This window comes from Marivibrio sp. (assembly GCF_040218065.1).
Lineage (GTDB): Bacteria > Pseudomonadota > Alphaproteobacteria > UBA8366 > Aestuariispiraceae > Marivibrio.
This window is the reverse complement of sequence record NZ_JAVJQE010000007.1, coordinates 187,333-212,927: the sequence shown is the minus strand read 5'-3', so window position 1 is coordinate 212,927 and position 25,595 is coordinate 187,333. Positions and strand designations below refer to the sequence as shown.

Annotated in this window: 27 protein-coding genes and 1 tRNA gene; 16 read left to right on the top strand and 12 right to left on the bottom strand. The window is 60.3% G+C overall.

Annotated features, from left to right (window positions below; genetic code table 11):
* Positions 1-330: 330 nt before the first annotated feature.
* Together RIB45_RS06140 and fdxA are read right to left on the bottom strand one after the other, a co-directional pair.
* Positions 331-834, bottom strand: coding sequence for a CarD family transcriptional regulator (locus tag RIB45_RS06140; protein ID WP_350049350.1), 504 nt, complete (start codon positions 832-834; stop codon positions 331-333).
* A 421-nt stretch (positions 835-1,255) separates the two neighbouring features.
* Positions 1,256-1,594, bottom strand: a complete 339-nt coding sequence (fdxA, locus tag RIB45_RS06135; protein ID WP_350049349.1) for a ferredoxin FdxA — start codon at positions 1,592-1,594, stop codon at positions 1,256-1,258.
* A gap of 189 nt (positions 1,595-1,783) precedes the next feature.
* Between fdxA and RIB45_RS06130 the strand changes: the two genes are divergently transcribed.
* The 3 genes from RIB45_RS06130 (at position 1,784) to RIB45_RS06120 (ending at position 4,267) form a co-directional block, all read left to right on the top strand.
* Positions 1,784-2,416 (top strand): DUF938 domain-containing protein, encoded by a 633-nt coding sequence (locus RIB45_RS06130; protein WP_350049348.1) that lies wholly within the window; start codon positions 1,784-1,786, stop codon positions 2,414-2,416.
* Between the two features lie 127 nt (positions 2,417-2,543).
* The gene (locus RIB45_RS06125; protein ID WP_350049347.1) at positions 2,544-2,933 is read left to right on the top strand and encodes a hypothetical protein; all 390 of its coding nucleotides are present in this window, start codon (positions 2,544-2,546) and stop codon (positions 2,931-2,933) included.
* Positions 2,930-4,267, top strand: a complete 1,338-nt coding sequence (locus tag RIB45_RS06120) for a relaxase/mobilization nuclease domain-containing protein (protein ID WP_350049346.1) — start codon at positions 2,930-2,932, stop codon at positions 4,265-4,267. The genes RIB45_RS06125 and RIB45_RS06120 overlap by 4 nt, the downstream gene beginning before the upstream one ends.
* A gap of 212 nt (positions 4,268-4,479) precedes the next feature.
* Here the strand turns inward: RIB45_RS06120 and RIB45_RS06115 are convergent, their stop codons facing one another.
* The 6 genes from RIB45_RS06115 to RIB45_RS06090 form a co-directional block, all read right to left on the bottom strand.
* The gene (locus RIB45_RS06115) at positions 4,480-5,280 is read right to left on the bottom strand and encodes a protein NO VEIN domain-containing protein (protein ID WP_350049345.1); all 801 of its coding nucleotides are present in this window, start codon (positions 5,278-5,280) and stop codon (positions 4,480-4,482) included.
* Positions 5,281-5,309: 29 nt separating this feature from the next.
* Entirely contained in the window at positions 5,310-7,223 is a 1,914-nt protein-coding gene (locus RIB45_RS06110; protein WP_350049344.1) for an SNF2-related protein, read from the bottom strand.
* Positions 7,224-7,242: 19 nt separating this feature from the next.
* On the bottom strand, positions 7,243-8,553 hold the full coding sequence (locus RIB45_RS06105) for a hypothetical protein (protein WP_350049343.1): 1,311 nt from the start codon (positions 8,551-8,553) through the stop codon (positions 7,243-7,245).
* A 14-nt stretch (positions 8,554-8,567) separates the two neighbouring features.
* Positions 8,568-9,029: a BglII/BstYI family type II restriction endonuclease gene (locus RIB45_RS06100; RefSeq protein WP_350049342.1), complete on the bottom strand. Its 462-nt coding sequence runs from the start codon at positions 9,027-9,029 to the stop codon at positions 8,568-8,570.
* On the bottom strand, positions 9,026-9,925 hold the full coding sequence (locus RIB45_RS06095; protein WP_350049341.1) for a DNA-methyltransferase: 900 nt from the start codon (positions 9,923-9,925) through the stop codon (positions 9,026-9,028). Before RIB45_RS06095 ends, RIB45_RS06100 begins: the two co-directional genes overlap by 4 nt.
* A 313-nt stretch (positions 9,926-10,238) precedes the next feature.
* Positions 10,239-10,856 carry a recombinase family protein gene (locus RIB45_RS06090; RefSeq protein ID WP_350049340.1) on the bottom strand — a complete coding sequence of 206 codons (618 nt, stop codon included), beginning with the start codon at positions 10,854-10,856 and terminating at the stop codon, positions 10,239-10,241.
* Positions 10,857-11,045: 189 nt separating this feature from the next.
* On the opposite strand from RIB45_RS06090, the gene RIB45_RS06085 reads away from it, so the two are divergent.
* Positions 11,046-11,576 carry a hypothetical protein gene (locus RIB45_RS06085; RefSeq protein ID WP_350049339.1) on the top strand — a complete coding sequence of 177 codons (531 nt, stop codon included), beginning with the start codon at positions 11,046-11,048 and terminating at the stop codon, positions 11,574-11,576.
* 3 nt (positions 11,577-11,579) lie between these two features.
* Here RIB45_RS06085 and RIB45_RS06080 read toward each other — a convergent pair whose 3' ends face one another.
* Positions 11,580-12,758, bottom strand: a complete 1,179-nt coding sequence (locus RIB45_RS06080; protein ID WP_350049338.1) for a hypothetical protein — start codon at positions 12,756-12,758, stop codon at positions 11,580-11,582.
* Positions 12,759-12,939: 181 nt separating this feature from the next.
* Here RIB45_RS06080 and RIB45_RS06075 point away from each other — a divergent pair, with 181 nt between their 5' ends.
* Entirely contained in the window at positions 12,940-13,491 is a 552-nt protein-coding gene (locus RIB45_RS06075; RefSeq protein ID WP_350049337.1) for a helix-turn-helix domain-containing protein, read from the top strand.
* Between the two features lie 12 nt (positions 13,492-13,503).
* Here the strand turns inward: RIB45_RS06075 and RIB45_RS06070 are convergent, their stop codons facing one another.
* On the bottom strand, positions 13,504-14,193 hold the full coding sequence (locus RIB45_RS06070; protein ID WP_350049336.1) for a hypothetical protein: 690 nt from the start codon (positions 14,191-14,193) through the stop codon (positions 13,504-13,506).
* A gap of 231 nt (positions 14,194-14,424) precedes the next feature.
* Between RIB45_RS06070 and RIB45_RS06065 the strand changes: the two genes are divergently transcribed.
* The 7 genes from RIB45_RS06065 to RIB45_RS06035 all read left to right on the top strand — a co-directional run bounded on the left by RIB45_RS06065 (position 14,425) and on the right by RIB45_RS06035 (position 19,535).
* The gene (locus tag RIB45_RS06065; RefSeq protein ID WP_350049335.1) at positions 14,425-14,946 is read left to right on the top strand and encodes a hypothetical protein; all 522 of its coding nucleotides are present in this window, start codon (positions 14,425-14,427) and stop codon (positions 14,944-14,946) included.
* On the top strand, positions 14,943-15,269 hold the full coding sequence (locus tag RIB45_RS06060) for a hypothetical protein (RefSeq protein ID WP_350049334.1): 327 nt from the start codon (positions 14,943-14,945) through the stop codon (positions 15,267-15,269). The genes RIB45_RS06065 and RIB45_RS06060 overlap by 4 nt, the downstream gene beginning before the upstream one ends.
* A 4-nt stretch (positions 15,270-15,273) precedes the next feature.
* Entirely contained in the window at positions 15,274-16,881 is a 1,608-nt protein-coding gene (locus tag RIB45_RS06055; RefSeq protein ID WP_350049333.1) for a type IV secretory system conjugative DNA transfer family protein, read from the top strand.
* Entirely contained in the window at positions 16,878-17,168 is a 291-nt protein-coding gene (locus RIB45_RS06050) for a hypothetical protein (RefSeq protein WP_350049332.1), read from the top strand. The genes RIB45_RS06055 and RIB45_RS06050 overlap by 4 nt, the downstream gene beginning before the upstream one ends.
* A gap of 17 nt (positions 17,169-17,185) precedes the next feature.
* Positions 17,186-17,506: a hypothetical protein gene (locus RIB45_RS06045; protein WP_350049331.1), complete on the top strand. Its 321-nt coding sequence runs from the start codon at positions 17,186-17,188 to the stop codon at positions 17,504-17,506.
* A gap of 135 nt (positions 17,507-17,641) precedes the next feature.
* Entirely contained in the window at positions 17,642-18,007 is a 366-nt protein-coding gene (locus RIB45_RS06040) for a hypothetical protein (RefSeq protein WP_350049330.1), read from the top strand.
* The gene (locus RIB45_RS06035; protein ID WP_350049329.1) at positions 18,000-19,535 is read left to right on the top strand and encodes a recombinase family protein; all 1,536 of its coding nucleotides are present in this window, start codon (positions 18,000-18,002) and stop codon (positions 19,533-19,535) included. Before RIB45_RS06040 ends, RIB45_RS06035 begins: the two co-directional genes overlap by 8 nt.
* Here the strand turns inward: RIB45_RS06035 and RIB45_RS06030 are convergent.
* Positions 19,519-19,594: transfer RNA gene (locus RIB45_RS06030), tRNA-Thr, on the bottom strand. The two genes, RIB45_RS06035 and RIB45_RS06030, sit on opposite strands and share 17 nt — an antisense overlap.
* A 375-nt stretch (positions 19,595-19,969) precedes the next feature.
* On the opposite strand from RIB45_RS06030, the gene RIB45_RS06025 reads away from it, so the two are divergent.
* Positions 19,970-21,499 (top strand): YifB family Mg chelatase-like AAA ATPase, encoded by a 1,530-nt coding sequence (locus RIB45_RS06025; RefSeq protein WP_350049328.1) that lies wholly within the window; start codon positions 19,970-19,972, stop codon positions 21,497-21,499.
* A 94-nt stretch (positions 21,500-21,593) separates the two neighbouring features.
* On the opposite strand, the gene RIB45_RS06020 is transcribed toward RIB45_RS06025, so the two are convergent.
* Positions 21,594-22,142, bottom strand: a complete 549-nt coding sequence (locus RIB45_RS06020) for an RNA methyltransferase (RefSeq protein WP_350049327.1) — start codon at positions 22,140-22,142, stop codon at positions 21,594-21,596.
* Positions 22,143-22,271: 129 nt separating this feature from the next.
* On the opposite strand from RIB45_RS06020, the gene RIB45_RS06015 reads away from it, so the two are divergent.
* The 3 genes from RIB45_RS06015 to RIB45_RS06005 are packed head-to-tail and all read left to right on the top strand — an operon-like array spanning position 22,272 to position 25,595.
* Entirely contained in the window at positions 22,272-23,324 is a 1,053-nt protein-coding gene (locus RIB45_RS06015) for an asparaginase (protein WP_350049326.1), read from the top strand.
* 27 nt (positions 23,325-23,351) lie between these two features.
* Complete coding sequence (locus RIB45_RS06010) at positions 23,352-24,365, top strand: NADPH:quinone oxidoreductase family protein (protein ID WP_350049325.1); 1,014 nt, start codon at positions 23,352-23,354, stop codon at positions 24,363-24,365.
* Positions 24,366-24,368: 3 nt separating this feature from the next.
* A complete protein-coding gene (locus RIB45_RS06005) occupies positions 24,369-25,595 on the top strand; it encodes a class I SAM-dependent methyltransferase (protein ID WP_350049324.1) in 1,227 nt (408 codons plus the stop codon).

The window sequence follows — 25,595 nt, the reverse complement described above, 5'->3', positions numbered from 1 at the left end:
CCGGCGGCCGCGTGGGGGCTCTCCGCTCTTGCAGCCGGCGCGACGGGGATGCGCCCCCTTCGCAAATCCCCCGTCCCCGCGAAGGCGGGGACCCCGCCTGAGGCGTGTCGTCACGCGGACGGCGGGCGTCGGCTGTTCCGTCTCAGGCATGGACCCCCGCTTGCGCGGAGGATCGGATACCGAAGGCGTCGAGACGCGCCTCGGCGTTCGACTTGTCTTTCCGACGGCGCCCGGCCGTCACAGGGACGCCCTCGAACGGAAGGCGGCCGCCCAAGAAGAAACCCCGGCGCGGCGGCCGGGGCTTTTCCTAAAACCGCTCGGGAAGCGCGCTTACGCCGCCGCCTTCTGCAGCATCTGCTCCAGCTTAACGGCGGCCGCCTCCTCGTCGATTTCCTCGACGGCGGCGAGCTCGCGCGCCAGGCGGTCGAGCGCCGCCTGATAGAGCTGACGCTCGGAATAGCTCTGGTCCGGCTGGTTCGCGTTGCGGAACAGGTCGCGCACCACCTCGGCGATCGAGACCGGGTCGCCCGAGTTGATCTTCGCCTCGTACTCCTGCGCGCGGCGCGACCACATGGTCCGGCGCACCCGGCTCTTGCCCTTCAGCGTCTTCAGCGCCGCCTTCATCTGGTCGGGGGAGCTCAGCTTGCGCAGGCCCGACTGGTCCGCTTTCGCCACGGGCACCCGCAGCGTCATGCGGTCCTTGTCGAATTCGATGATGATCAGCTCAAGCTTCTGGCCGGCGATCTCCTGATCCTCCACGCCGAGCACCTTGCCGACGCCGTGCGTCGGGTACACAACATAATCGCCTTTACGGTACGCAGATTTCGTCGCCATTTCTATCCTCGTCACCCTTGCCGCCCTCGGTATCGAGGGGGTCGCCGGACCGACCGGCGGTCCGGACCCGGCGCGATTTTCTCCCCACCCGACATCCTCAGGCGGCGAGCGGGCCGGGCGTCATCGCCCGCGGTCCGGCTTCGCCGACCGACGACTGTCGGGCGCGGTCGCCCGGTAGTCTGGGAATGCGCAGCGTTTATCCGGTCGCCGATGATCCGACGCTGACGGCTCCCGCCGAAGCGCCTTCACGCCGAATCACCCTCACGCCGAGTCGTCTACACGACGAACGCCGCACACACGTCGATTTATACGCAATAATGTAACACAAAATTTCGACGAATCCCACCCCTGAATCGCGGGCGCGGCGGCGCGCCGCCGCTATGGTGCGGCGCAGCAAGCGAGGCGCGAACAGGCGCCGGCGTCAGTCGCCTTTTCCGGGATTCGGGCTGAAATGCTGCTCGAACTTATTGTCGACGCCGTCCCAATCGTCGGCGTCCTCCGGCGGCTCGCCCTTTCGGGTGATGTTCGGCCATTTCTCCGAATATTCCCGATTGAGCTCGAGCCATTTCTCGGCCTCGCCCTCGGTGTCGGGCAAGATGGCCTCGGCCGGGCATTCCGGTTCGCACACGCCGCAGTCGATGCATTCGTCCGGATGGATGACCAGCATGTTTTCGCCCTCGTAGAAGCAGTCCACGGGGCAGACTTCGATGCAGTCCTGATACTTGCACTTGATGCAGGCTTCGGTGACGACGTAGGTCATCGGCGGGCTTATCCTTCCTGGACCGGCGGCTCTTGTTTTTCTCGCCGGTCGCCTGACTCTTCATGCGATCCCGAGTGTCAGTTTTTAGTGACGCGGTTTCGGCGACGCAATAGTTTTCGGGCGCCGCCGCAGGCCGCCCGCCCGCCCGTCCTTGTAAGCGCCCCTTCGCGCCATTCGGAGGCCCCGACGATGAGCGATCCCCGCCGCCACGCGCCCGCCACCTTGCGCAATCGCGACGCGCTTCTGCCCGTGCTGCAGGCGCATCTGCCCGCCTCCGGGCGAAGGGGCGGCCAGGTGCTGGAGATCGCCAGCGGCACGGGCGAACACGCCGCCTTCTTCGCCCCGCGGCTCGCCCCCGAACTCCGCTGGCGGCCGAGCGATGCGGAGCCGGAGGCGCTCGCCTCGATCGACGCCCACGCGGCCGCAAGCGAGGCGCCGGAGAAGATCGCGCCGGCGATCGCGCTCGACGTCACGGCCGACGCCTGGCCCGCCGAGGCGACGGAGGGGACGACCGCGATCTTCTGCGCCAACATGATCCACATCGCCCCCTGGGCGGCGGCGGAGGGCCTGCTGCGCGGCGCCGGCCGCCTCCTGCCCGCCGGCGCGCCGCTCCTGCTCTACGGCCCGTTCAAGCGCGACGGCCGGCACACGGCCGAAAGCAACGAAGCCTTCGACGAAAGCCTGCGCGCCCGCGACCCAAGCTGGGGCGTCCGCGACCTGGAGAGCGAGGTCCTGCCGCTGGCCGACGCCCGCGGGCTCACCCTCAAGGCGATCGAGGCGATGCCGGCGAACAATCTGACGGTGATTTTCCGGAAGGGGTGAGGGGGGAAAAGATGGTGCATCTAGAGGGAGAGTCTTTGAACTCCCTCTTTCAAGAGTTAGCAGACTGGGAACATCAACTGAAGGCGCTTGAGTCGGATATCCCCAAGGAATGGGAGGAGCCGACGCCATGAGCTCCGCTGAGACAAAAAAACAAAAGCGCCCAGCGCCCTTCTCAATCCGTCTGAGCGCGGATGAACGCGCCTATCTGGAGCGCAAAGCCGGGAACCGTCCGCTGGGCGGATATATACGGGGAAAGCTGCTTGGCGATGAGAAGGCACCCCGAAAGGCCACCCGCGCGCCTGCCATAGATTACGCCATGCTCGGCCAGGTGCTGGGCGTGCTCGGCAAGTCGGAGCTGGCAACGCATCTGTGCCTGCTGGCTGCCGCTGCCGAGGCCGGGCGGCTGGAGTTGGCGGAACAGGATCGCGCCGCCCTCAAGGATGCCTGCGAAGACGTACGCGTAGTGCGGGCGCTGCTGGTGAGTGCCCTCGGACTAAAATCCGGGAGCGGTTCATGATCCTTGTCGGCAATCCCAGAGGTGGCGCGCGCGATCTCGCCCGGCATTTGATGAAGACCGAGAATGAGCGCGTCGAGGTGGCGGAGCTGCGTGGCTTCGTGGCGGATGATCTGGATGGCGCGTTTCAGGAAAGCTATGCGATCAGCCGGGGCACCAAGTGCAGGCAATTTCTTTTCTCGCTCAGCCTCAATCCGCCCAAAGAGGCGCAGGTGAGCGAGGAAGCGTTCTCGCAAGCCATTGACCGAGTAGAAACCAAGCTCGGCCTCACAGGCCAGCCCCGCGCCATCGTCTACCATGAAAAGCGCGGGGATGATGGGGCTGTGCGCCGCCATGCCCATGCGGTGTGGAGCCGGATCGATGTGCAGGAGATGAAGGCGATTCCACTGCCGCACTCTAAGCGCAAGATGCAAGACATCGCCCGCGATCTCTATCTGGAGCATGGCTGGACAATGCCGCGCGGTCTGGCCGTGAGCGGTCAGCGCGATCCGCGCAACTTCACCCTCGCCGAATGGCAACAGGCCCGGCGCATCAAGGAAGACCCGCGCGAAATCAAAGCGGCCTTTCAAGATGCGTGGGCGGTCTCCGATTCCAAGGCCGCTTTCACTCATGCCCTGCAAGAGCGCGGCTATTGGCTCGCGCAAGGGGACCGGCGCGGCCATGTCGCCGTCGATCGTCATGGGGAAGTGCATAACATCGCTAAGCGTGTCGGGGTGAGAACCAAGGCCGTTCGCGAGCGTCTCGGCGATGAAGCGGCGCTCCCCTCGGTCGCTGATACCAAGCGCGAGATCGCCAAGGCCATGCAGGCCAAGATGGAGGAATTTCAGCGCGAGGTCGCGGAGAAGGAAGCGCTAGAACGCAAAGAAGCCGAGGGAAAGCGCGCGGCTCTAAAGGAACGGCAGAGCACCGACCGTAAAGCCCTTCAGGAAACCACGCAGCGCCTCCAGCAGGCCGAAGAGAAAGAGCGGAAATCGCGCTTGCGCGGCGGCCTGCTCGGCCTATGGGACAGGATCAGGGGCGAGCGCAAACGCACGCTGGAGCGCAATGCGCAGGAAGCCGAAGTTGCCCGTGATCGCGACAAGGCCCAGCGCGACACGCTCACCGCCGTTCAGCTCGCCCAGCGCCGCGAGATGGTGAAGGAGCGGGCAACTCAGCGCGAGCGCAACAAGGGTGTGGCTCGCGACCTCACCGAAGATGCCAAGGTCTTCCAGAAGATGGAAACGGAGGCCGATCAGGAACGCGCCGCCCGCCGCGAAGCCTTCAAGGAAAAGCGCCGCAGCCAAGAACGCCCCCGCCGCCGCTCAAGATCGCGCGATGGGCCAATGCTCGATCGGTAAGTTCGCCGGTATAACCGATTGGAACAGGGTTGCAGCCCTGCAACCCTGACCCTCTGGCGAAGAGTGGGGGTAGCAAGGGCAAGGAGGCTCCGAACGAGGGTCCGCGTCCGCTGGGAACAGCGGGCGTGCAGACGTTGGGATGCCTTGCCCGCGCGAGGGGCGAAGCCCCTAACCAGCTCTTGAAAGGGCTTTAGCCTGACAGGCCCTAGAGATCAGGTGGCACCGAGAGGTATTTCAGCCAAAGACCATTTTCCTTTGTTGTTGTCAGAAGGAATGAGTGGCGCAACATCGGCGGACTTTCGCTCGTAAAGAACCGGGGTTTCACGATCCATGTCCCATACGTGAAACACGTAGTTGTCGGAGTATTCCTGTGCCGTGTTCCATTCATTTCTTGTAATCATGAAGCGAAGCGGAGACGCCGTGGTCGACTTGACCTCGATGAGCTTGCTTACTAAACCGTGATTACCAATCTCGTACGATAACACGTCGTAGCCAGCAAAGTTGTCTTCAAAGCCAGTCCACTCCGGTTCAACGTCTAAACCTAAGTCAACAAGACGCTTCTTCTCGTACTCTATACTAAGGAGTTCAGCTTGACGCGCCTGTTCCATTTTTTGGGCGTCTTTAGCCTTTCGAACCCGAGCCGTAATTGAGTCCCACCAAGATACGTCATCCCAAGACGGCGGGTCAGCGAGCAGTGCACCCGCTTCAAATATTGAGATATCATCTTCATCGGATAGCTTTGATATGAACCTCTTGCGGCCCGCGGTCATTGTCTTGGCCCAGATTGGCTGCAGTTCGACGACAACAGTCTCTATGCAACTCCGATAGAAAGTAACGCCATCCAAGGACGCGCCGATCGGGACAAGCTCATGAAGGACTGCGGATGCCTGCAAATCCAACGCCACGGCATCAGCTTCAGCAGCTTGGATTGCAGCAATTGCGCTATCCAGGTTCAGGTGGCTGTTCTCAGCAAGGTATGCTCGTATCAATCGAAGGCCCTCAAACGTGGGCATTGAAAACAGCCGCCGCGTCGAGACACCGCTCACAGTTCCTCAGAGGTTGCTTCGAGCACCCTGCCTTCTAGTTCTTCAACCAAATCGACAAGATCCTGCATATCAACGTCGTAGTCGATCGGATCATCTGCCTCTTCTTCGTCGAGCGCGATCTGGTGCAGGTCTGGGTCGTTTAATAATTCCTGCAAATTTCTTATTTTCATTAACAATCGTCGACTTACGGATAGATCGATGCTGCCGATCTCGCGTGGCGCTCTCGTCCGGTATATATGGATGTTGGTCTCGATGCCGGGTGGCAATCCAAGTCTATGAATGCGGTCAATTGACTGCAAATAGTGGGTCGATACATAACTGCGGTCTGCATAGATTGCATCGTGGCACACAGTGTGAAGGCTTATCCCTTCTCCCGCTGCGGCAGGATTAGCAATTAGTACCGAACAGTCGTCGTCCTCGTGGAAGCGCTTTAATCTCCCTTCTCTTGTATCTGACAAATTCTCATCACCAGAAGAAACTCCACCGTGGATGAAGACTGGGTTCAAATCAGCTAACCGATTATCAAGCTCATGAATTGTATCGGTGAATATCGTCCATATAACGCACTTCTTATTTTCTTTAGCTAAATCGTGGGCGTGATCAACTATGGCCTTTATCTTATTGGAAGAGCCTTCTTCCAGCACCTTGTCCACGATGCCAGTGTCAATATCGGCGTCGTCGTGTGCCATTCCAGCCAGCGCGAGGGTAGGATTGATAGAGAGCTGGAGTAGACGCATAACGGACTTGCGCGCCTTAACATAGTCGCGACTGTCAGACGACGATGCGAGTGTTCGATGAAATTGGCGAAGTGCCTCTGAGCGCACAATGGAGTAAAGCGCTAACTGGCCAGGTGCCATGTCGACATCGTAATAGTGCCGTTCGGCAGGGGGTAACCCAAGCTCCTGTTTGGTAGTACGCACATAAAGGTTCCCAAGCACCTCTCTCGGAGGCGCGCCACGTTGAATACGCAGATCGAAGCCTTGCCCAGGCCATAAGAAACCCATCTGAGATGCCATGTCAGATGCACCTTGCGGCATGGGCGTGCCAGAGAGGATATCCCGGCGGGCTGGCAACCCTGCAATGCCTAACAAGAAGGCACCACGCTGAGATGCCAAACCAGCCTTCATTCGATGTGATTCATCGAGAACCAAGTGAACGTTATGCGTCGCAAGATAGTTTGCGACTTCAGCTTGATTTCGGATCATCATATCATATGAGATAAGAAACCTTGTTGCGCCTGATGCGAGCTTGGCACGCATATCTTCCCCTCTTCCGTCCAACATCGTGAACGGCTCTGCCATTTCCGGATGCGCGTCCGTGTCGACACACTGGTTCACGATTTCCTTCCAGGCGGGGAATGCAGATTTTGGACAGACCACAAAAAGATGGCGGCCTTCTTCATGGAGAAGAAGGTATAGGGCGAAAGTAACAGTCGTTTTCCCTGCGCCAGGCACCGAAAAATTCGCGCCATGCGGCATACTGGCTAGGTGACCCAAATCTCGTTCCTGAAACGCCTTCAGTGTTCGTTTCGTGAAGCCTTTAGCCTTAAGTCTCTGTGAGATTTCTTCGTGGGATACATCTAAGAGGGCTGTTTCACGTGCTTTCTTGGCTTCTCGAACCTCCGAGGAAAATTGGATTATTCGGTCTTTAGCCTCTCCCTTTGGGGAGAAACGAAAGCGCAGTGAACGCTGAAGCGATTTTGAACCAAATTCGCGAATAATAGTCAGGGCGTCGGGCCAAGGAACTGCAATAGAGTTGCCGCTGATCTTTGCGTCAACGCCTTGATCTAGGATGCGGACTTTTAGTCTGTTCCATATTGAAGAGGCGCCGGCATCATTTTCAAGGACAAATACTCCCTCCATAAATCTTGGATCATACTGTATTTCAATTTCGCTTACTGTTTCGCTCATACAACTCGCGTTCCTGTCCCTAGTCTTCTTCGAGTTTATCAAGCGTAGACAAGTGCTTTTTGACCAATGTATCGATAGCCTGGAGCTGCTTTCGAATTCCTGAGTATGTGCTCTGAGAGGCTTTAGACAGATCGATGGCGGCTAATTTGGAATGAGCTTGCGATACAGATTTCAGCGCAGCACTTGCCGATTTTTGACCTTTGGCTGTTTCGATCGCCGACTCACAGGCATCGATCAAAGCATCTACAGTGTCGTCCTTGTTTTCTTCGGCTCGCAAAACCTCGACGATCGCATCGTAGTTCGAGGCACCGTCTGTGCCATCGAAGTCGATCTCAAAATTATCCGCTTCACCGTCATCGCTAACGCTGTAATCTTCAACCTGAATATCCAGGTCTTTGGAAAAACGCTCAATTACGTCGTCAGCAAGCCCGCCGATAGCTTGGTTGAAATTGTACAGCCTTCCGGAGAGTCGATCCCGATTTTCAAGTAGCGTCCAGCCGATAGCGCGGCTTGCATTAACGAGTCCCGTATCCTTGCCTGAAAGGAGCTTCGGCAAGTCCTTGAAAAGCTGCTCTGCGTCATCTCGGATACGGCTATACTCGCCTTCTGCGCCAGCCCAATCTCGGAGGTATATATCCGCCTCTACAAGGGCCTGCATCGAGTTTTTGATATCAGCCTCGGTTCGATTCAGACGATTGGCAATTTGTTTTATGGTTCTTCCCGCCTCAATCAGGCGATTTATTAGCTCAGCGTCACCGATCCAATCGTAGTCCAGGCGTGTTTCTGGTCTTCCCTGGAGAAAAGCCTCAATATCTATGATGTCTTTGGGTCCCGCGTCCTCCGGAAGCACCATAAAATCAACATGCTCGAAAGGTGGTTCGCCCGTCTCATTCTCAGAATGCAGCTCTCGCATTGCTGCAAGACGGCGGTTTCCATTTATTACGACGCCTGTACTTGTGATCAGAAGCGGTTCACGTTGTCCTTCAGCTTTTAGAACGTCATAAACTGGCGTAACGGATCCAGATTTTCCCCGTTTTGCGAGGCCGAACAATAGGTCATGCTGCTCTTGTTGTACGGTCTGTTTCTCTTGCCCTTGGATAAAATAATCGTGAGGGAGTTTGTTTTTAACGACGTGCTCGCGTTGTGCTGAGAAGGTCCGGGAATTGTCCATCCGGTAGATGGGCAATCCCAGTTCCAATCGAACGACTCTCAGGGCAGTCTTTTCATTTCGAAACGCGTAAAAGTCCTCAGTCTTGTCCGAAGCTGCGCAGCTCTTTTTGATGATCGAAGCGCGGTCCGCTCGCGGCGTAATTTTGACTTTGAATGGCATTGCCCCTCCCACCGTCAATCAAAGGCTATCAATAGGATTGGGACGGTTATAACCCGATCAAAAAGCTGAAGCTCTCTGACAATCCTATCTGCGTTCGCAATATTCTCGCCGATCGCTCGGGCAGCGTCCTTAGTTGGGACGGCGAGCGCCGCTGCCTCGATTCGTCCAGATTGAAACAGGTATTGAAGCTTTAAGAGGTCATAAGGCGCTCGGCTCATGTTTCCGGTCTGAAGCTGAAACGCCAAATCGTCCTTCTGTGCGAAAACGTTCAGCTTAAGGTCCTGGTCAAGCTTTACATCACGCGCCCATCCCTCGCGGATAAATTCTTTCTCAACATGATTACGTACATCATTCGTGCAGCCAGGACCGATTCGAACAGACGGGCATTCAAAAATGTCCGTCACCCACTCGTATAGGTCACGTTCTCCCCATTGAGCGATGCCATCACGATGGTCGTACGGAAATGCTAATTTCATTCGTCATCCTTGTTGGATGTGGGGTCATAGACGGGCTTGTTCATCGGCCTAGTCCGAAGCGTTCCGGCGCGTAGCTGATGGATGCGTTCCCATGCGATATCAATGTATCCTTGATCCAAATCACATCCGTATGCGTTTCGATCATTCTTAATAGCTGCGACAGCGGTCGAACCCACACCGAGGTAAGGATCGAGAACGCTGTCACCTTCATCGGTCAGCGCGAGCACAAGGCGCTCCACCAAACCAACCGGAAACTGACAAGGGTGATCAGTCTTCTCGACGTGGTTCCACTTCACGTTTGGAATGTCCCAAACGTCAGAAGGGTTCTTACCAAGCGGATTGCTCGACAGTTGACCTTTCTTAGGTCCCTTAAAGTGCTTTTTGTTAGGGTATTTAGACGGCACCCGCACTGCATCGAGATTAAACTTGTAGTCGTCAGACTTCGTAAACCAAAGGATTGTCTCGTGCCGTCCGGAGAATCGGTTTTTGCAGTGCAAGCCGTGGCCAAACGTCCATACGATCCGGTTTCTAAGCTTCAAGCCGTGATCTTTGAATTTTTCATACAGGATAATGTCCAAAGGAAATATCTCGCCGCCATCTATATGGTTCCCGACTTGCCAGCAGATCGAGCCGTTTGGCTTCAAAAGCCTGACGGCTTCTGCGATGCAGACCGTTTGTTCTTCAATATAACGGTCTGTAGGGCGTTTTTTTTCATAGGATTTTCCAATATTGTATGGCGGAGAAGTGATAATAAGATCAATTGATTCTTTTTTCAGGCTTCGCATATACTCAATGTTGTCAACACACTGAACGTCAGCAAAAGCGTCCCGCTTCAACCTATAAACATTTTCAAGGTCGAATTGCGTCTCAGCCAGATTGGAGTTTTTTCTTGTCATTTTTTTAGCCTTTCATACTCCTGATTGTGCCCGAATTGGAAAACAATGTGAAGTGCAATGACATTTTTGAAGGATGATATGTTCTCAGATTCGTAGCTGAGCAGCAATTCGTCATTGGTGTTTTAATCAGATTCAGACGTGCCTAGAGTTCTCCATTGCTCCATGGCAGGGGATTGCACAAGGGGCGGCACGCCCCTTTGCCGAGGGCCGCAAGGCGGGTCGAGAAGGTGTCGCGGTAATACCGCGAACATCTTGCGCGTAGCGCGAATGCTGTTTTCAGGTTGGGTCAAGTTGGTTCAGGCATTGACGGAAGTTAGGCACTGCACCTAGTTTTGATTTCAGTGCTTACCTGTTCCACAGCCCGGCTTACCGTCCTCGGGTGCACGTCATGCCTTTCGGCGATGTCGTTCGTGGTAAGGCGTCCGCGCGCTATTGCCTCGTGCGCGGCCATCACGTCTTCAATGCTGAGCTTCCTTGGCCGCCCCAAGCGTTTACCCTTGGCGCGGGCGGCGTCGAGCCCGGCGCATGTGTTCTCCACGATCACCTCGCGCGAGAACTCGGCCACGGCGCTGAAGATATGAAACACCATGCGCCCGCCAGGCGTGGTCGTGTTGATCCCCTCAGACAGCGAGACGAAATGCACGCCCATCGCCTCAAAGCGCACAAGCAGATCGGCAAGGTGCAGGACGCTGCGCCCCAGCCGGTCCAGCTTAAAGACGACGACGCTATCGCCGGGCTCTAAGACCTCCAGCATCGCATCGAGGCCGGGGCGCGATCCCTTCGCGCCGCTCACCCCGTGATCTTCGAAAATCTGATCGCACGAGACCGCCTTCAGCCCCTCGCGCTGCATGCGCAGCTTCTGGTCACGCGTCGAAACGCGGGCATAGCCGATGCGCCGCCCGGTGCAGGCGATTTGCGGCCAAACACTCATCACGCATTCCCTTCAAGGCCGGAGGCTTGGGCGACAAAACCCATGGATTTTGTCCCATGGCTTTCGGCCTCCGATTCCGGCGACGGGATGCGCGTGGCAGAAACGTAGAATGGCTGAATTCTGCGAATTTTCAAGATTGCATTTTGGTAAGTCATGGATAGAAGCCCTTTTTGACAAAAATCATCAATTATGTCCGCGCCGTTGTCTACGCGTGAGAAGTATAAAAACACCGGTTATTCCCAGATAATCCGAAAAAACTGGACATTTACGGCGAAATGGCGTATAAAGATGCCATATTTTGAGTTTTTTTATAATTTTATTGTGAAAGATAAGCCGATGATACAGGCATTACGAAACAAATTTGATGGTGCGCGCGGCAAAACTGCTGCCGCTATCATAGGGGCAGGCGCTTCTTTATTGGTCCTTACTGGCGCAGCAAGTGCGCAAGACCTTGCTGCCGCTAATCAGGATAAAGCAGCCACATCACAGGAAATGACTGGCAAGCCGGTGACACTTCGCGTGGGGCCGGGGTTTGAGCCCGAAATAGCAAACCTGTTGGCCGCAACCCTGAATTCACGAGGCTGCCCAACAACGGTACTTGAAGATGGCTTTATTCCGGAATCAATTGATGTCGAAGTTGATGGCGGTGATCCTGCAAACTTCACGCAAACCGGCAGCGCAGGAAGTTTTGCTTTACGTGAGTGTACGGCTGATTCTTAAAGGCTAAATTTGCGGTGTTATCGCCGGGTTCGCGCTTGCAACCTGCGAGCGCTCAACCTCTTCTGGCCGTTCATCTGAACTGTCGTTCTTCGGCTCTTCATCGAGTGTCTCATATATCGCAGCAATAACATCCTCGGGCGCCTCTTCGTCATTGACTAAAGCATTGCGTGTTTGAGAATCGATGCGCCCCAATATGCCGTGTAGCGCGCGATCATAGTTATCGGTTCCCTTGAGGCTCTGTATCCGGTCATACATTTCGCCGAATTGGTGGACGGCAACCCTTTCCGCGATAGTCGGGTCCAGGGTTTCGTCCTGACGCATGTCCGCAAGAGTAGCCTCGTCAGCGTCTCTCAAAAAGGCATCAATTTTGTCGATGTAATCCGGATCGCCTTCGAACTGTTCTAAGTCTTTGAGGCGAAGGAGTTGGGTGTCATGGTATGTAATTTCTGAAGAAGACTCTATCGCTTCCAACATTTTCCGCACCAAAGGGTGAGAGGAGTCCTGCGGGTCGATCGTCTCTCCTTTTTCTACACGGCGATTAACATCATCATTCAAGTTTTGTAACTTCTCATCACGTTCAGTTTCAGCTTTGGCGCGTTGCCCTTCATGCCAGTCAATTTGCTTTTCCCGGTCATCACGTGCCGTACGCAGTTTTTGGCCCGCGTCGCCGTTTTCAATGTCTTGTTCGGTGATACCGTACTTTTTCATCAACGCGGCATCGCCCGGATCGTCAGGGTCTAAAGTTCCGTTTTCGATTTTTTCGAGCAGTTCATCGATTTCATTCAGTTCTTCGTTCAACCGCTCAATTTCGCTATCGTGGAATGCGATCTGATCATTAAGGTCATCGATTTGGCTCAGCAGCGCGGAGAGGTAGAGGCCATTGCCTTCGCGTCTGGCGTTTTTCTTGCCGTCTTTGCCGCCTATACCTTTGAGCTCGTTGCCGCTGGCGCCTGTGCGCTCTATGCGTCCGGCCAGAAACCCGCCGACCTCGGCAAGGCGGAAGGCGTTTTCGACGTCAGCCTGTTCTCGCAAATCTTCATTGCGCCGGTTTTGCTCATTGGCGGGATCTTCAGGCACAGGCGCGGCTGCAGCACTCTGCTGGCTGGTGAGAACGCCTTTCTGCCACGCGCTGGCGCGCATGGTTGCGGCTGCTTCTTCATCAATGTTTGGTTTCGCTGCCATTTATGCCCCACAATGCCTTTTTTTTATTCTTGCTTTATATTTTACATAATAAAAGTTAATTAAGTATTGATAAAAACAATCAATGTCTTTAATAATACCGTGTAAGTGTTTGAAAAAAGTGAATTTTTGATAGCATTTAAATCAAATTCGAAATACTTTAATTGGCGCAATTTACGGGCTTATGAGGAACAGCAAATACGATAAAGCGATAGCGGATTCAGAGTTTGGCAGCATCTCGCGCCTGGCGGAACATCTGGGCCTGTCATACCGAAACGTAGAGAGCTATGCGAAGGATGGACGACGGCCCGTGGACCACAAGGGCATCGTGAAATATGACATCGCGGCGATCTGTGAGGCGCTAGGTTGCTCGCTCGAAGATTTGTTCCCCGAAGAGCAGATTGACCGCCCATACCGCGTGCGGGAGAGCTATGCCGATGGCTATGGCCAGCGGAAGAAAAAAACACCCCGCAAAAAGGATGGAGAGAAGGCCAAAGCGCCGCCACGCCAGAAAGCGGAAAAAATCCGTCAGCGCGAGGCCGATCTGGCCGAACTGCGGAGTTATTTTGAAAGCGGCCTATTGCCGAGCAAGGTATTCATCGATGCCGACGATGCGCCGGAGGGCTTAACGCCGCGCACCGTTAGCCTGTGGCTCTCCCCCAAACCGCCGAAGATTCCCGCCAAGCATCTCGCCTATGTGCTGAAGCGATGCCGGGAGATGGCAGGCGAGAAATAAAAATGCACACCCTTAAAGCTTACCGCGCTCCTCGATGTGATGGAGGATAGTTAACCAGAGTTCGTTGAGTGTCATCGGACCCCGCGCAAGCATATCCGGCTGTACGACGCCATTATCAATGCGCATCGAGGCTTTCTGCGCGGTGAGAATGATCTCGACATGGTACGCGCGTTGGCGAAACAACTCTGTTTGGTCCTGACCCTTCTCACGCGATAGGCCAAGCAGAACTTGGTAGTAAGCGCGAATCGTATCGATGCGCTGAAGCATCATATCGACGATCTCAGGTGTCAGGATTGCCTGTAGTAAATCGGATTGTTGCGCCGGACAGTTCCGACACTGGCGGCTTGAACGCTTTCCGTAGCGGTAATTCCGAAAACACTCATCGTCCGAATAGCACTCCCCGAACGCGCGCCAAATCTCTTTTTCTATTCGTTTGCCGTTTGTGAACTCATAAATTGGAAGGCGGTCAAGGGCGTGCCATTTCCGGTAACGTGGCTCAAGCAAAAGAGCGCGGATCGCCTTGTAGAGCTCTCGAACCGTTTTGACGGATAGCCCTGTCCGTTTTGCTACATGAGGCACGGACACACTCTGGCAGAAGCCCAAGCAGACACCGGGAACTTTGTTACGAGGAACTTTAGAGCGGGGCCGGATTGGCTCGGCTGAGTGAAAGAATGCAGGCGGCGCGAGAGGGTTGTCGTCCAAAATCCAGCTCCTTGAGAAATGCCTTCTTCTCAATCTGTTAGATAAAAGTCGCTGAACGATTCTTCCAAATCTGTGTAGGTCGCTTCAGCGCGCCGTTGCAAGCGGTTGATCGCTTGGCACATCATAAAGAACAGCCTTTCCCAATCCTCCACCTCCAGATCGGCCAAGCGATTTTGCGCAGGAATCCGTCCTGCGCGGATCGAAGGCCAACCACTGGAGAAGGAGGTGGTGATGAGGAAGACCTTTCTTGCCGCAACCGGCGTGGCGCTTGTTCTCACGCTTGGCGGGTGTTCGGAGGAAGAGCGGCGGGCGGCGCGTGAAAGTCAGGAGCGCATCGCTGCGCAACAAGCCTATCAGCAACGCCTTGCGCAGCAATATGCCGCCGAGCTCGCCGCAGAAACACAGCGCTTACACAACAAGCTCGCTGCTGAAACCCAACGGCTCAAGAACATAGAGGCTGCGGAAACAGAGCGCCGTCTTCACGAACACATAACTGTGCTCGGAAAGATCATCAGCGTCCTGATGATGATCGTCGGCCTTGTGGGGCTGATCACCCACGCAATTCTCCGGCTCGGGAAAAAGCACACTGAGGAGCGGACGAAACGCCATGTGGAGAACCTGCGGGCCATCATCGCGGATAAGAACTTAAGCTCCGCGCACCGCGCGCAGCTGTACGGCGCTGCTATCGAAGCCGCGAATAAAGGTGACACCCCCTTACTAACCGGGCCTGATGCTCAAGGGGGTGCGGCATGAGCGATCCCAGAGGATATGGGGCGCTGCCCGGTCCGGGCGGCGATCACAATCAAGGCCCGCCGGGGCAGAACCTTCTGTGCATCACGCTTGCGCTCTTGGCGGCGATCTTAGGGACGCCTGCGCTGTTCCAACTGATTGGCCCGGTGATCAAGCAACTGGTGCATGAGGCCTACGACTCCGACGGTCTGGCCAGCCTGATGTATTTCGCGAGCTTTGGCCTGTCCGGCGTTGTCATCTTCACGGTCTGCCGCATGGCGCTGTGGTACGCGATTGCCGGGGTGGTTGCCTTCGGCGCGATGCGTTTTGCCGGGTTCGCGGTCTAGGCCTATGGCTGGGCCGATCCAGAATAACGCCGATCATCCCTTCGGCTCGGCGCGTTTCGCCGGGCCGGAGGAGATCGCGCGTGCCGGGCTGTTTACCCGTGAACCGCACTCGCTGCTGGTGGGGTTCATCGATCATCAGCCGCTTTGGTATTCCGGCATGGGCGGGGCGATGTGCGTGGCCGGGCCGCGTTCGGGCAAGCTCACGACGCTGATCGCGATGAATATCTGCTCGGGCATTCATCTGCCCAGCATGATCGTGCTGGATGTAAAGGGCGAACTGGCCGCGATCTCCCAAGACCAGACCCCGGATCGTAAATTTTGCCTGTATTGGAATCCGCGCGGCCTGCACGGCCTGCCGCAACACCGGATCAATCCGCTGGATTACATCCGCAAAGACAGCCCTTCGCTTATCTCAGACATCAAGGTGCTGGCGGAGAACAAGCTGCCCGATAGCGGGGGCACCGATGGACGGTATTTCCCCGGCAGGGGCCGCGAGTTCATCGAAGCGCTGGCGATCACCGTCACCCTGCGCGATGGCGTGCTGACCTATCCGGCGCTCTATCAAGCCATCAACCTGCTGGTGATGGGCGGGGATGCCTGGCTCGATTTTGCCTTCGAGATGCAGGAAACCGGCATCGAGAGCGTCCGGCGGATCGAAGAGGAGATCGCCGCCTCGCGTGCCGATAGCTCGGGCGGCTTTCGCGGGATCATCGGGGAGATCACGCGAGCATTTTCCGCGCTTTCCGATCCTGAGCTGATGGCTTCGGTCTCGCCGCCCTTCGATGCCTTCCTGGCCGATGTCTTCGCGGGCGATCAGACCTATCAGGTCTATCTCATGCCGCCTGGCGAGACAGTCGAGGCCTGGGGGCCGGTCATTAAGGCCTTCTTCGTGGCGGCCCGCACCTATAAGGCCCGCGCGCCTAGTGCTCCGCGCATCACCTTCGTGCTGGATGAGATTGGCAATCTCGGGGCCTTCCCGCTGGCCATGCAGCTTTATACCCGCGATGCGGGTATTGGCATTCGTCCCTGGGGCTTCTGGCAGTCGGCTGCACAGATGAAAACCCTCGCGCCCGGCGCTGAGACGATCATCCCGGCCTCTTCTGCTCTACAAAACTGGTTCGGGGTGCGCGATCCGCAAACAGCAAACGCGCTATCGCGGCAGATGGGCTCTGAGACCCTGCGCCATGTCGATCAGGAACGCGCGCTGCATGCGCAGCACGCCAAGCGAAAGGCGGCCATGGCGGCCTTCAATGGAGCGGACCCTTTCGCCGCTGCGATGGAAGCACGGCACCAGGCGCAACTGGCAGGTGTTCCGGCGCTCAAAGAACGGGCGCTGATGTCCCCGGATGAAATTCTAGGCCTGCCGCCTGGAAAGCAGATCATCTTCGCTGATGGCCTTGCGCATCCAATCCTGGCGGATCGCTATCCCTACTATGAAATGCCTTCCATGGCCGGGCGTTATCACCCGAACCCGTTCTTCCCTCCCGTAGATCGCGTGCAGGTCATGACTTCGCGTGGTCCCGCCTGGCGGCGGGTGGTGACAGAACCCGTGCCGCGCGCCTTCACGCATTACCCGCAATATCGCAACGGAACCTGGAGCCGGATCAAATGACCAGCTTTGCCAAAAGCGTTTCGCCCTCTCCAATCACGGCGGAATCCCCGCGCACCGATTTTGAGAACGCCAAGGAAAGCTGCGAGACGCGCTCACAATCGATGATCGAGCGCGATGCGCCGCACCCGGCCCCGCGCCCGTCGCCCGATCTCGCGGATGAGGCCGACCGGGCCACCTTCAATGAGAAATGGGCGCGCGAGCAACGCCGCGCCGCCTTTATCCAAATGCGCACCGAACCCAAAACGGGCGGGCGCATCCGCACCCTGAACAAGTCCTTCAACCGCTAGAAAGAGGAGTTCGAGTGATGAGCCGTGATAACGAACATGACCAAAACCCCAATAAGCCCGCCGATGTGATCCGCGATAGCAACCTTAAGGCCACGCTCTGGCGCAATGAGAGCGATAAGGGGCCATACTTCGCCACTGAGTTCGCGCGCACCTACACCGATGATGAAGGCAAGCCGCGCGATACCTCCAGCTTCATCGGCACCGATTTGCTGCGCGTCTCCGAGCTCGCCCGCAAGGCCTATGACCGCAGCGCGGAGCTGCGCCGGGAAGAGTTCAAAAACCGCCGCCGCGATGAAGATCGCGCTCCGGGCCGGACGCGCTCGGAACGGACACGCTGAGGGAAAAATTCTTCACCTTTTTCTTGCATTGCAAAAGACAATCAACTATAAATGTTCTATGTTTGTTCTTGTGCGATGTAAGGAAAGGAGGCGCTGGAGCGAAAGAGAAATTATAGAGAAAAAGGAGACGCCGCCATGACCGCGCACAAGACCCAAAAACCCCCAAAAACCACCCCCACCAAGGCCGGGCCACCCGTTCTCAACTTCGATCCGCAAGAGTTCTTCCATTTTCTGGAAGGCACGGATTGGAGCGATGAGCAAAAGGCCGATTACGTGACGCTGGTCTGGAATATCGTCTGCGAGTTCGTCGCGATGGGCTGGGGCGTTCACCCGCTCCAGCAAGCCAAGGAAAGCTGTGGAAAAACCGTGCAAAGCCGCGTTCGAGCGCCCTTGGGCGCGGCGGAAATGGTAGACTCTTCCCATAGTGAATTGATTGAAGAGTTTGTACGTCGGAACGGGGAAAGCGCTCCTTCTGGCGGGGAAGGAGTCAGCGATGGATAGACCGCAAAAAGCCCTGATCTACTGCCGGGTGTCCGGCAAGAAACAAAAGGCCGATGGCTCGGGTCTCGATAGCCAAGAACATCGGTGCCGCCAGTATGCCGAAGCGAAGGGCTATTCGGTCGAGGCGGTGTTCCCTGATGATGTTTCGGGCGGCGGAGATTTTATCAACCGCCCCGGCATGGTGGCCTTGCTGGCTTATCTCGATGCCAAAGCGCCAGAGCGCTTCGTGGTGATCTTCGATGATCTGAAACGCTATTCGCGCGATGTGGAGTTTCACCTGAAGCTGCGCCGGGTGATGACCGAGCGCGGCGCAACGCGCGAATGCCTGAACTTCAATTTTGAGGATACGCCGGAAGGCCGGTTTAACGAGATCATCTCTGCCGCCGCCGGTGAGCTTGAGCGCCTCCAGATGGGACGGCAGAACAAGCAAAAGGCCATGGCGCGCGTTGAGCAAGGCTACTGCGTGCGCGCTGTGCCGCCTGTCGGATTCAAGTACGAGAAGGCCAAGGGCGGCGGGAAGATCCTGATTCACGATGAGCCGAAGGCCTCCATCGTTCGTGAGGCCCTGGAAGGCTTCGCCTCAGGCCGTTTCCAAACCCAAGCCGAAGTGATGCGCTTTCTCGAAGCCCAGCCCGAGTTTCCGAAGGACCTGCCGGGCGGCGGCGTGCGGCAAATGACGGTCAAGCGCATGATGGCGCAAATCCTCTATGCCGGATATATCGCCGCGCCTTCCTGGGGCATCTCAATGCGAGAGGCCAAGCACGAAGGCATTATCTCCAAAGAAACCTTCTGGCGCATTCAGGATCGCCTGAAAGAGCGTCCGCTTGCGCCCGCGCGCCCTGATTACAGAGCGGACTTCCCTCTGCGCGGGGTCGTGTGCTGTTCCTCCTGCGGCTATGCGCTCACAGGCGGCTGGAGCAAGGGCAAGTACCAAAAATATCCGTACTACTTCTGCCATCACAAAGGCTGCGACGAGCGCGGGAAAACGATCCCCGCCGCGAAACTGCACGAGCGCTTTGAGGAGGAATTGAAGGCCCTGACGCCAAGCACCTCGTTCCTGGCGATGGCAAAGGCCTTGTTTACAAAGGCATGGCAGGTCCAGGGGGAGCGTTTGGCTGAGATAAGCAAGGCCGCCGGGCTCAAGGTCCGCGAGATCGAAGCCGAGATCGATAAGACCGTTGACCGGATGCTGGAGGTCTCAAACCCGCGCGCCCTCAAAGCCTTTGAAGATCGGATCGAAAGCCTAGAGCGTGAGAAGCTTGTTGCTCTTGAACAGGCGCAGAAAAAGCCCGCTCCGGTGCGTCCGTTTTCGGAAGTGTTTGAACTCTCGCTGCGATTCCTCGCAAACCCTTATGAATGCTGGAAAATTGGCAGCGAGCAGGCCCGCGCTATGGTGCCGAAATTGGCTTTTGCAGCGCCTCTCGAATACAGCCGCGAAACAGGCTGTTTGAACTCGGAAAAGTCCAGCGTCTTCAGTATGTTGGAGGGTATGAGTATGCCGAGAAAAGAGATGGTGCCGCCTGCGTGACTCGAACACGCGACCCCCGCATTACGAATGCGATGCTCTACCAACTGAGCTAAGGCGGCCCTGTCGCTCGGACGGCGCGGAAAATAGGGGGGACGCGCGCGCTTTGCAAGCACGGATCGCGGGCGGGCGGCGTCGGTCGATCGGCCGCGCCTTTGTCTTGCGCCCCCGCGCCTCCGGGCCGCGATCCGGAGACGGGACGCCCGGCGCTGGAGCGACCTCCGACACCGGTCGGCCCGGATCGAGTCCGGGCCGAGGTCCTGTCCGGTGCTCTTCGCACACAGCCCGTCATCCCCCCCGGAGCGCAGCGGAGAGCCGGGAGAACCGGCGCCGGCGCGACGTCTTGTCGCCGGAAGGCCGGTTCAGGGGGCGCAAAGGCGGTCCTCGCGTGCATTTTCCGCATGACGCGCCGCGAAAAGGGCGCCATAAGGCCCCCTATGGTTGCGCGGGCCTCCACCGTTTCGTTCTTAGGGATCGACACGCTGCCGATCGACGTGCAGGTGCAGATGTCGGCCGGCATGCCGGGCTTTGCGCTGGTCGGTCTGCCGGACAAGGCGGTCGCCGAATCGAAGGAGCGGGTGCGCGGCGCGCTGACCGCCATCGGCCTCGGCCTGCCGCCCAAGCGAATCACCGTCAATCTCTCGCCCGCCGACGTGCCGAAGGAGGGCAGCCACTTCGATCTGCCGATCGCGCTCGGCCTGCTGGCGGCGATGGAGATCCTGTCGGCCGACCGCTTGGTCGAGTATGTGGCGCTGGGCGAATTGGCGCTCGACGGGGCGATCACGGGCGTCGCCGGCGTGCTGCCGGCCGCGATGGCCGCGAATGCGGAGGAGAAGGGGCTGATCTGCCCCGCCGCCCAGGGCGGGGAGGCCGCCTGGGCCGGCGATCTGGAGATCCTGGCCGCGCCGAGCCTGATCGCGCTGATCAATCACTTCAAGGGCTCTAGCGTCCTGCCGGCGCCGGAGGCGAAGCTGGCCCCGCCGCGGGCCGATCCGCCCGACCTCGCCGACATCAAAGGCCAGGAAAGCGCCAAGCGCGCGCTGGAGGTCGCGGCCAGCGGGGGCCATAACCTGCTGATGGTCGGCCCGCCCGGGGCCGGCAAGTCGATGCTGGCCGCGCGTCTGCCCGGCATCCTGCCGCCGATGAGCGCGGCCGAGGCGCTCGAATGCTCGATGATCCACTCCGTTGCGGGACTGCTGGAGGACGGGCGGTTGAGCCGCACGCGCCCGTTCCGCGATCCGCACCATTCGGCCTCCACGCCCGCGCTGGTCGGCGGCGGCCAGCGGGCGAAGCCGGGGGAGATCTCGCTGGCCCACAACGGCGTGTTGTTCCTCGACGAACTGCCGGAGTTCCAGCGCCAGGCGCTGGAGAGCTTGCGCCAGCCGCTGGAGACCGGCCGCGCCGTGGTCGCGCGGGTCAACGCCCATGTGACATATCCCGCGCGCGTGCAGCTGACGGCGGCGATGAACCCGTGCCGCTGCGGCTATCTCGACGATCCGGAGCGGGCCTGCACCCGCGCGCCGCGCTGCGCGATGGACTATCAGTCGAAGATCTCGGGCCCGCTGTTCGACCGGATCGACCTGCATGTCGACGTGCCCGCCGTCTCGGCCGCCGATCTGTCGCTGCCGCCGCCGGCCGAGGGCAGCGTCCAGGTGGCCGCGCGAGTCGCCGCCGCGCGCGCCCGCCAGAGCGCGCGCTACGAGGCGTTGGACGACGCCGCGGCCGCCGGCGTGCGCAGCAACGCCCACGCCGACGGGCGGCTGCTGGAGGCGATCGCCGCGCCGGACGAGCCCGGCCGGCGCCTGCTGTCCGAGGCGGCGGAGCGCCTGCGGCTTTCCGCGCGCGGCTATCATCGGGTCCTGCGCGTCGCCCGCACGTTGGCCGACATGGAGGGGGAGGAGCAGGTGCGCCGTCTGCACATCGCCGAGGCGCTGAGCTATCGGCGGATCGCGTTGAGCGCGGGGTGAGAGGCCGCGCCGACTGAGGAGCGACGCGTAGGCGGGAGCCCCCTCACCCGGCCGCCCATCGCGGCCGACCTCTCCCGAAGGGGAGCGTCGCGCATCACCCCACGCCCTTCCCGACCCGGCTGAAGATCCCGCCGTGGACGTGGGCCGGGCGCTCTTCGGTCGGGCCGCCGGGGCGTACGGGGCGTTCGGCGAAGCGCCCGCGGCTCAACATCCGGTCGTAGAGGGTGACCGCGCAGGCGATCGAGACGTTGACGCAGAACTGCGTCGGAATCTGCACGATGAAATCGCACCGCGCCTGCAACGCCGGCGAGAGCGAGTCGCGCTCCGTTCCCAAAATGTAGGCCGCCTGCGCCGGATGGCGGAAGCTCGGCAGCGCGACGGCGTCCTCGGTCAGCTCGATCCCGACCAGCCGGCAGCCCTTGGGCAGGTCGAGCGCCTCGACCGACGGGAACTCCCACAAGGGCGCCTGACGGGCGGTGGCCGACGTGTCGGTTTGATGCACCGTGCGCAGATTGACGTCGGCGTCGATCCCGAACAGGAAGCTCGCCCCGAAAGCGTGGGCGGTGCGGAAGATCGCGCCGGCGTTCCGCGGCTTGGAAAGCCGCTCCACCCCGACGCCGAAATAGCCGCGCATCTGCGTCATGGGCGCCTCGCCGCTCCTGCCGTCATGCCTGCGCCTCTACCTACGCCGCCGGCGGCGCGTCTTGCAAGCGGGGGAACGGCGAGGCACTGTCGCGGCGCACCCTTCGGCTTTGAGCACGCGACGAGTTCCATGCCCCACGAGGTCTCCATCGAGGCGTCCGCCGACGCCGCCGGCGCCAATCCCATCACCGTCGAGGTCACGCGCGGCGGCGTTGTCGAAAGCCGCCATCGCGGCGCGGCCGCGATCGTCGACGTGCGCGGCCAGGTTCAGGCGGCCTGGGGCGACATCCAGCGGCCGATCTTCCCGCGATCCGCCATCAAGGCGCTGCAGGCGCTGCCGCTGGTCGAAACCGGCGCGGCCGACGCCTTCGGCTTCGACGACGCGGCGCTGGCGCTCGCCTGCTCCAGCCACGAGGGGGAGCCGCGCCACGTCGAGACCGCGGGCGCGATGCTGGCCGCCTGCGGTCTGGAGGAAAGCGCGCTGGAATGCGGCGTCCATTGGCCCTACAGCCAAGCGGCCGCGCACGCCCTGGCGATCGCCGGCCAGGCCCCCGACCAGCGGCACAATAATTGTTCCGGCAAGCACGCCGGCATGGTCGCGCTGGCCCGCCAGCTCGGGATCGATCCCAAGGGCTACACCGATCGCACCCATCCGGTGCAGCAGCGCATCATGGGCGTGCTGGAGACCCTGACGGGCCTCGATCTGGCGCGCGCGGCGGTCGGGATCGACGGCTGCTCCGTGCCGACCTGGGCGATCCCGCTGGAAAATCTCGCCTTCGCCTTCGCGCTGTTCGGCACGGGCGAAGGGATGCCCGACCATCGCGCCGACGCGGCCTTGCGGCTGCGGCGCGCGGTCTTCGCCGAGCCCTTCATGGTCGCCGGGACGGGGCGTTTCTGCACCGATTTCATGGCCGCGACGGCGCCGCGGGTGTTCGTGAAGACGGGGGCGGAAGGCGTCTTCTGCGCGGCGGTTCCCGACTACGGCCTCGGCGTCGCGCTGAAATGCGACGACGGCGCCGGGCGCGCGGCCGAGATCATGCTGGTCGCGGCGCTGCGCACCATCGGGGTGCTGGACGATGTGGCCGACGAGACCGTGCGCCGCTTCATCGAGCGGCCGATCGAAAACCGCCGGGGAACTGCGGTGGGCGCGATCCGCCCGGCGGCCGGCTGGCTCAGCTTCTAGCGGCGGCGAGCGCCGGGGAGACGAAAGATGCGCGCGCTCAAGGTCGTCGGACGGGCGAAGGACGCGGCGGCGGGAATCGCCGCCCTGACGGTCGAGAAGACCCCGGCCCCGGACGCGCCGGGGGAGGGCGAGGTGCTGATCGACGTCGTCGCGGGGGCGTTGAATTTCGCCGATTTGCTGATGCTGACCGGGGCCTATCAGGCGACGCCGGAGGTCCCCTTCACCGCCGGGATGGAGCTTTCGGGTACGGTCCGCGCCGTCGGCCGCAAGGTCGACGGCGTCTTTGTCGGCGACCGGGTTGCAGCCTTCGCCGGATCGGGCGCCTTCGCCGAGCGGGCGCTTGTGCGCGATGCGGCCTGCCTGCAGCTGCCGCCGCAGATCGCATTGGCCGACGGCGCGGCGCTGCCGATCGCCTTCGGCACGGCGCATGTAGGGCTGACGCGCCGCGCGCGCCTGCGGGCGGGGGAGCTGTTGCTGGTGACGGGGGCGGGCGGCGGCGTGGGGCTTGCCGCGGTCGCGGTCGGCAAGGCGCTGGGCGCGACGGTGATCGCTGCGGCCGGCGGGCCGGACAAGCTGGCCCGCGCCAAGGCGCACGGCGCCGATCACATCGTCGACTATCGCACGGAGGATCTGCGCGAGGCCGTCAAGACGATCGCCGCCGAACGCGGCAAGGCCGGCGCCGACGTGGCGTTCGATCCCGTCGGCGGCGCGGCCTTCGAGGCCGCGCAGCGGGCGCTGGCCTTCGAAGGGCGCCTGCTGGTGATCGGCTTCGCCGCCGGGGACGTCCCGCAGATCGCGGCCAACCGGCTCCTGGTGAAGAACATCGACGCGCTCGGGTTCTATTGGGGTGCCTATGCGCAGGCGGCGCCGCAAGTCCATCGCGACAGCTTCCATGCGCTTTACGAGATGTTCGAGCAGCATCGCTTGCAGCCCGAGATCGGCGCGCGCTTTCCGCTCGACCGGGCGGCGGACGCGTACCGCGCGCTGGCCGAGCGCGGCGTCGCGGGCAAGGTGTTGATCGAAATCGCAGGCGGGACGTAAGGCGTGAACGATCAGGTTCAAGCGCAGTACGAGGCGCTTCCCTATCCGGCGCGCGATCCGGCCGACGAGGCCAAGCGCCTGGTGACCGGCAGCCCCAGCCATTGGCCCGAACTGCTGCACCACCTGTTCGCGGGCCGCACGCCTAAAGAGCCGATGCGGATCCTCGTCGCCGGCTGCGGTACGGGCGACGCATTGGTGATGCTGGCGCAACAGACCGCGGATGCGGGCGTCGACGCCGCGATCACGGGTCTGGACCTCTCAGAGGCCTCGATTGCGCTCGCGCGGGCGCGCCTCGCCGCGCGCGGCCTCGAAGATCGCGTGCGGATCGAGCGGCGCTCGCTGCTGGAGGCGCCGGAGATCGCTGCGGCCGAGGGTCCCTTCGACTACATCGACTGCTGCGGCGTGCTGCATCACCTCGACGAGCCGGCGGCCGGCTTCCGCGCCTTGGCGGAGAGCCTTGCGCCCCAGGGCGGGCTGGGCCTCATGGTCTATGCGGAATTCGGACGCAGCGGGGTCTACGAATTGCAGGAAAGCCTGCGCCGCCTGGCGCCGGAGGACCTGCCGCCCGACGAGAGGATCGCTGTCGCGCGGCGCGTGCTGGCGGCCCTTCCGGCGACCAATCGATTTCGGCGCAACCCGCTGCTCAAAGACCACCTGGACAGCGAGGCCGGGCTCTACGACCTGCTGCTCCATTCGACGGACCGGGCGTATCGCGCCGACCGGCTCCTGACGGAAATCGAGTCGGCCGGCCTTGCGCTGGTCACTTGGATAGACCCGCTGCGCTACGATCCGGCCTTGTATCTGCCGGCGCAGGAGGGGCGGGCCGCGCAGAGGATGATCCCCGGCGCGCGCGCCGCGCTCGCCGAGGCGCTGGCGGGCAACATGCGCAAGCATATCCTCTATGCGACGCGCGCCGAGCGCCCCGCGCCGAGCGCGCCCGGCCTGACGCCGGAGGCGATCCCCGTTTGGCGCGACGCAGAGACGATGCGGCTGTTTCACGCCATGCCGAAGGGCGCCCGCACCCTGCCGCTCACGATCGACGGGTTGCAGATCTCGTGTCCTTTGCCGGAGGGCGCGGCTGATCTGGCGCGGCTGATCGACGGCAAGCGGAACCTGGAAAAGATCCGTCGTCACCTGCCGGATCGCCCCGACAAAGCGACGTTCAAGGCGCGCATCGAGGCCTTCTGGCGCCCGACGAACGGCTTTTCCAAATTGTTTGTAAAACGCTGA

Coding starts and splice junctions, on each gene's coding strand:
- RIB45_RS06140 (WP_350049350.1), bottom strand. CDS start 834: ATGGCGACGAAATCTGCGTACCGTAAAGGCGATTATGTTGTGTACCCG.
- fdxA (WP_350049349.1), bottom strand. CDS start 1,594: ATGACCTACGTCGTCACCGAAGCCTGCATCAAGTGCAAGTATCAGGAC.
- RIB45_RS06130 (WP_350049348.1), top strand. CDS start 1,784: ATGAGCGATCCCCGCCGCCACGCGCCCGCCACCTTGCGCAATCGCGAC.
- RIB45_RS06125 (WP_350049347.1), top strand. CDS start 2,544: ATGAGCTCCGCTGAGACAAAAAAACAAAAGCGCCCAGCGCCCTTCTCA.
- RIB45_RS06120 (WP_350049346.1), top strand. CDS start 2,930: ATGATCCTTGTCGGCAATCCCAGAGGTGGCGCGCGCGATCTCGCCCGG.
- RIB45_RS06115 (WP_350049345.1), bottom strand. CDS start 5,280: ATGCCCACGTTTGAGGGCCTTCGATTGATACGAGCATACCTTGCTGAG.
- RIB45_RS06110 (WP_350049344.1), bottom strand. CDS start 7,223: ATGAGCGAAACAGTAAGCGAAATTGAAATACAGTATGATCCAAGATTT.
- RIB45_RS06105 (WP_350049343.1), bottom strand. CDS start 8,553: ATGCCATTCAAAGTCAAAATTACGCCGCGAGCGGACCGCGCTTCGATC.
- RIB45_RS06100 (WP_350049342.1), bottom strand. CDS start 9,029: ATGAAATTAGCATTTCCGTACGACCATCGTGATGGCATCGCTCAATGG.
- RIB45_RS06095 (WP_350049341.1), bottom strand. CDS start 9,925: ATGACAAGAAAAAACTCCAATCTGGCTGAGACGCAATTCGACCTTGAA.
- RIB45_RS06090 (WP_350049340.1), bottom strand. CDS start 10,856: ATGAGTGTTTGGCCGCAAATCGCCTGCACCGGGCGGCGCATCGGCTAT.
- RIB45_RS06085 (WP_350049339.1), top strand. CDS start 11,046: ATGTCCGCGCCGTTGTCTACGCGTGAGAAGTATAAAAACACCGGTTAT.
- RIB45_RS06080 (WP_350049338.1), bottom strand. CDS start 12,758: ATGGCAGCGAAACCAAACATTGATGAAGAAGCAGCCGCAACCATGCGC.
- RIB45_RS06075 (WP_350049337.1), top strand. CDS start 12,940: ATGAGGAACAGCAAATACGATAAAGCGATAGCGGATTCAGAGTTTGGC.
- RIB45_RS06065 (WP_350049335.1), top strand. CDS start 14,425: ATGAGGAAGACCTTTCTTGCCGCAACCGGCGTGGCGCTTGTTCTCACG.
- RIB45_RS06060 (WP_350049334.1), top strand. CDS start 14,943: ATGAGCGATCCCAGAGGATATGGGGCGCTGCCCGGTCCGGGCGGCGAT.
- RIB45_RS06055 (WP_350049333.1), top strand. CDS start 15,274: ATGGCTGGGCCGATCCAGAATAACGCCGATCATCCCTTCGGCTCGGCG.
- RIB45_RS06050 (WP_350049332.1), top strand. CDS start 16,878: ATGACCAGCTTTGCCAAAAGCGTTTCGCCCTCTCCAATCACGGCGGAA.
- RIB45_RS06045 (WP_350049331.1), top strand. CDS start 17,186: ATGAGCCGTGATAACGAACATGACCAAAACCCCAATAAGCCCGCCGAT.
- RIB45_RS06040 (WP_350049330.1), top strand. CDS start 17,642: ATGACCGCGCACAAGACCCAAAAACCCCCAAAAACCACCCCCACCAAG.
- RIB45_RS06035 (WP_350049329.1), top strand. CDS start 18,000: ATGGATAGACCGCAAAAAGCCCTGATCTACTGCCGGGTGTCCGGCAAG.
- RIB45_RS06025 (WP_350049328.1), top strand. CDS start 19,970: ATGGTTGCGCGGGCCTCCACCGTTTCGTTCTTAGGGATCGACACGCTG.
- RIB45_RS06020 (WP_350049327.1), bottom strand. CDS start 22,142: ATGACGCAGATGCGCGGCTATTTCGGCGTCGGGGTGGAGCGGCTTTCC.
- RIB45_RS06015 (WP_350049326.1), top strand. CDS start 22,272: ATGCCCCACGAGGTCTCCATCGAGGCGTCCGCCGACGCCGCCGGCGCC.
- RIB45_RS06010 (WP_350049325.1), top strand. CDS start 23,352: ATGCGCGCGCTCAAGGTCGTCGGACGGGCGAAGGACGCGGCGGCGGGA.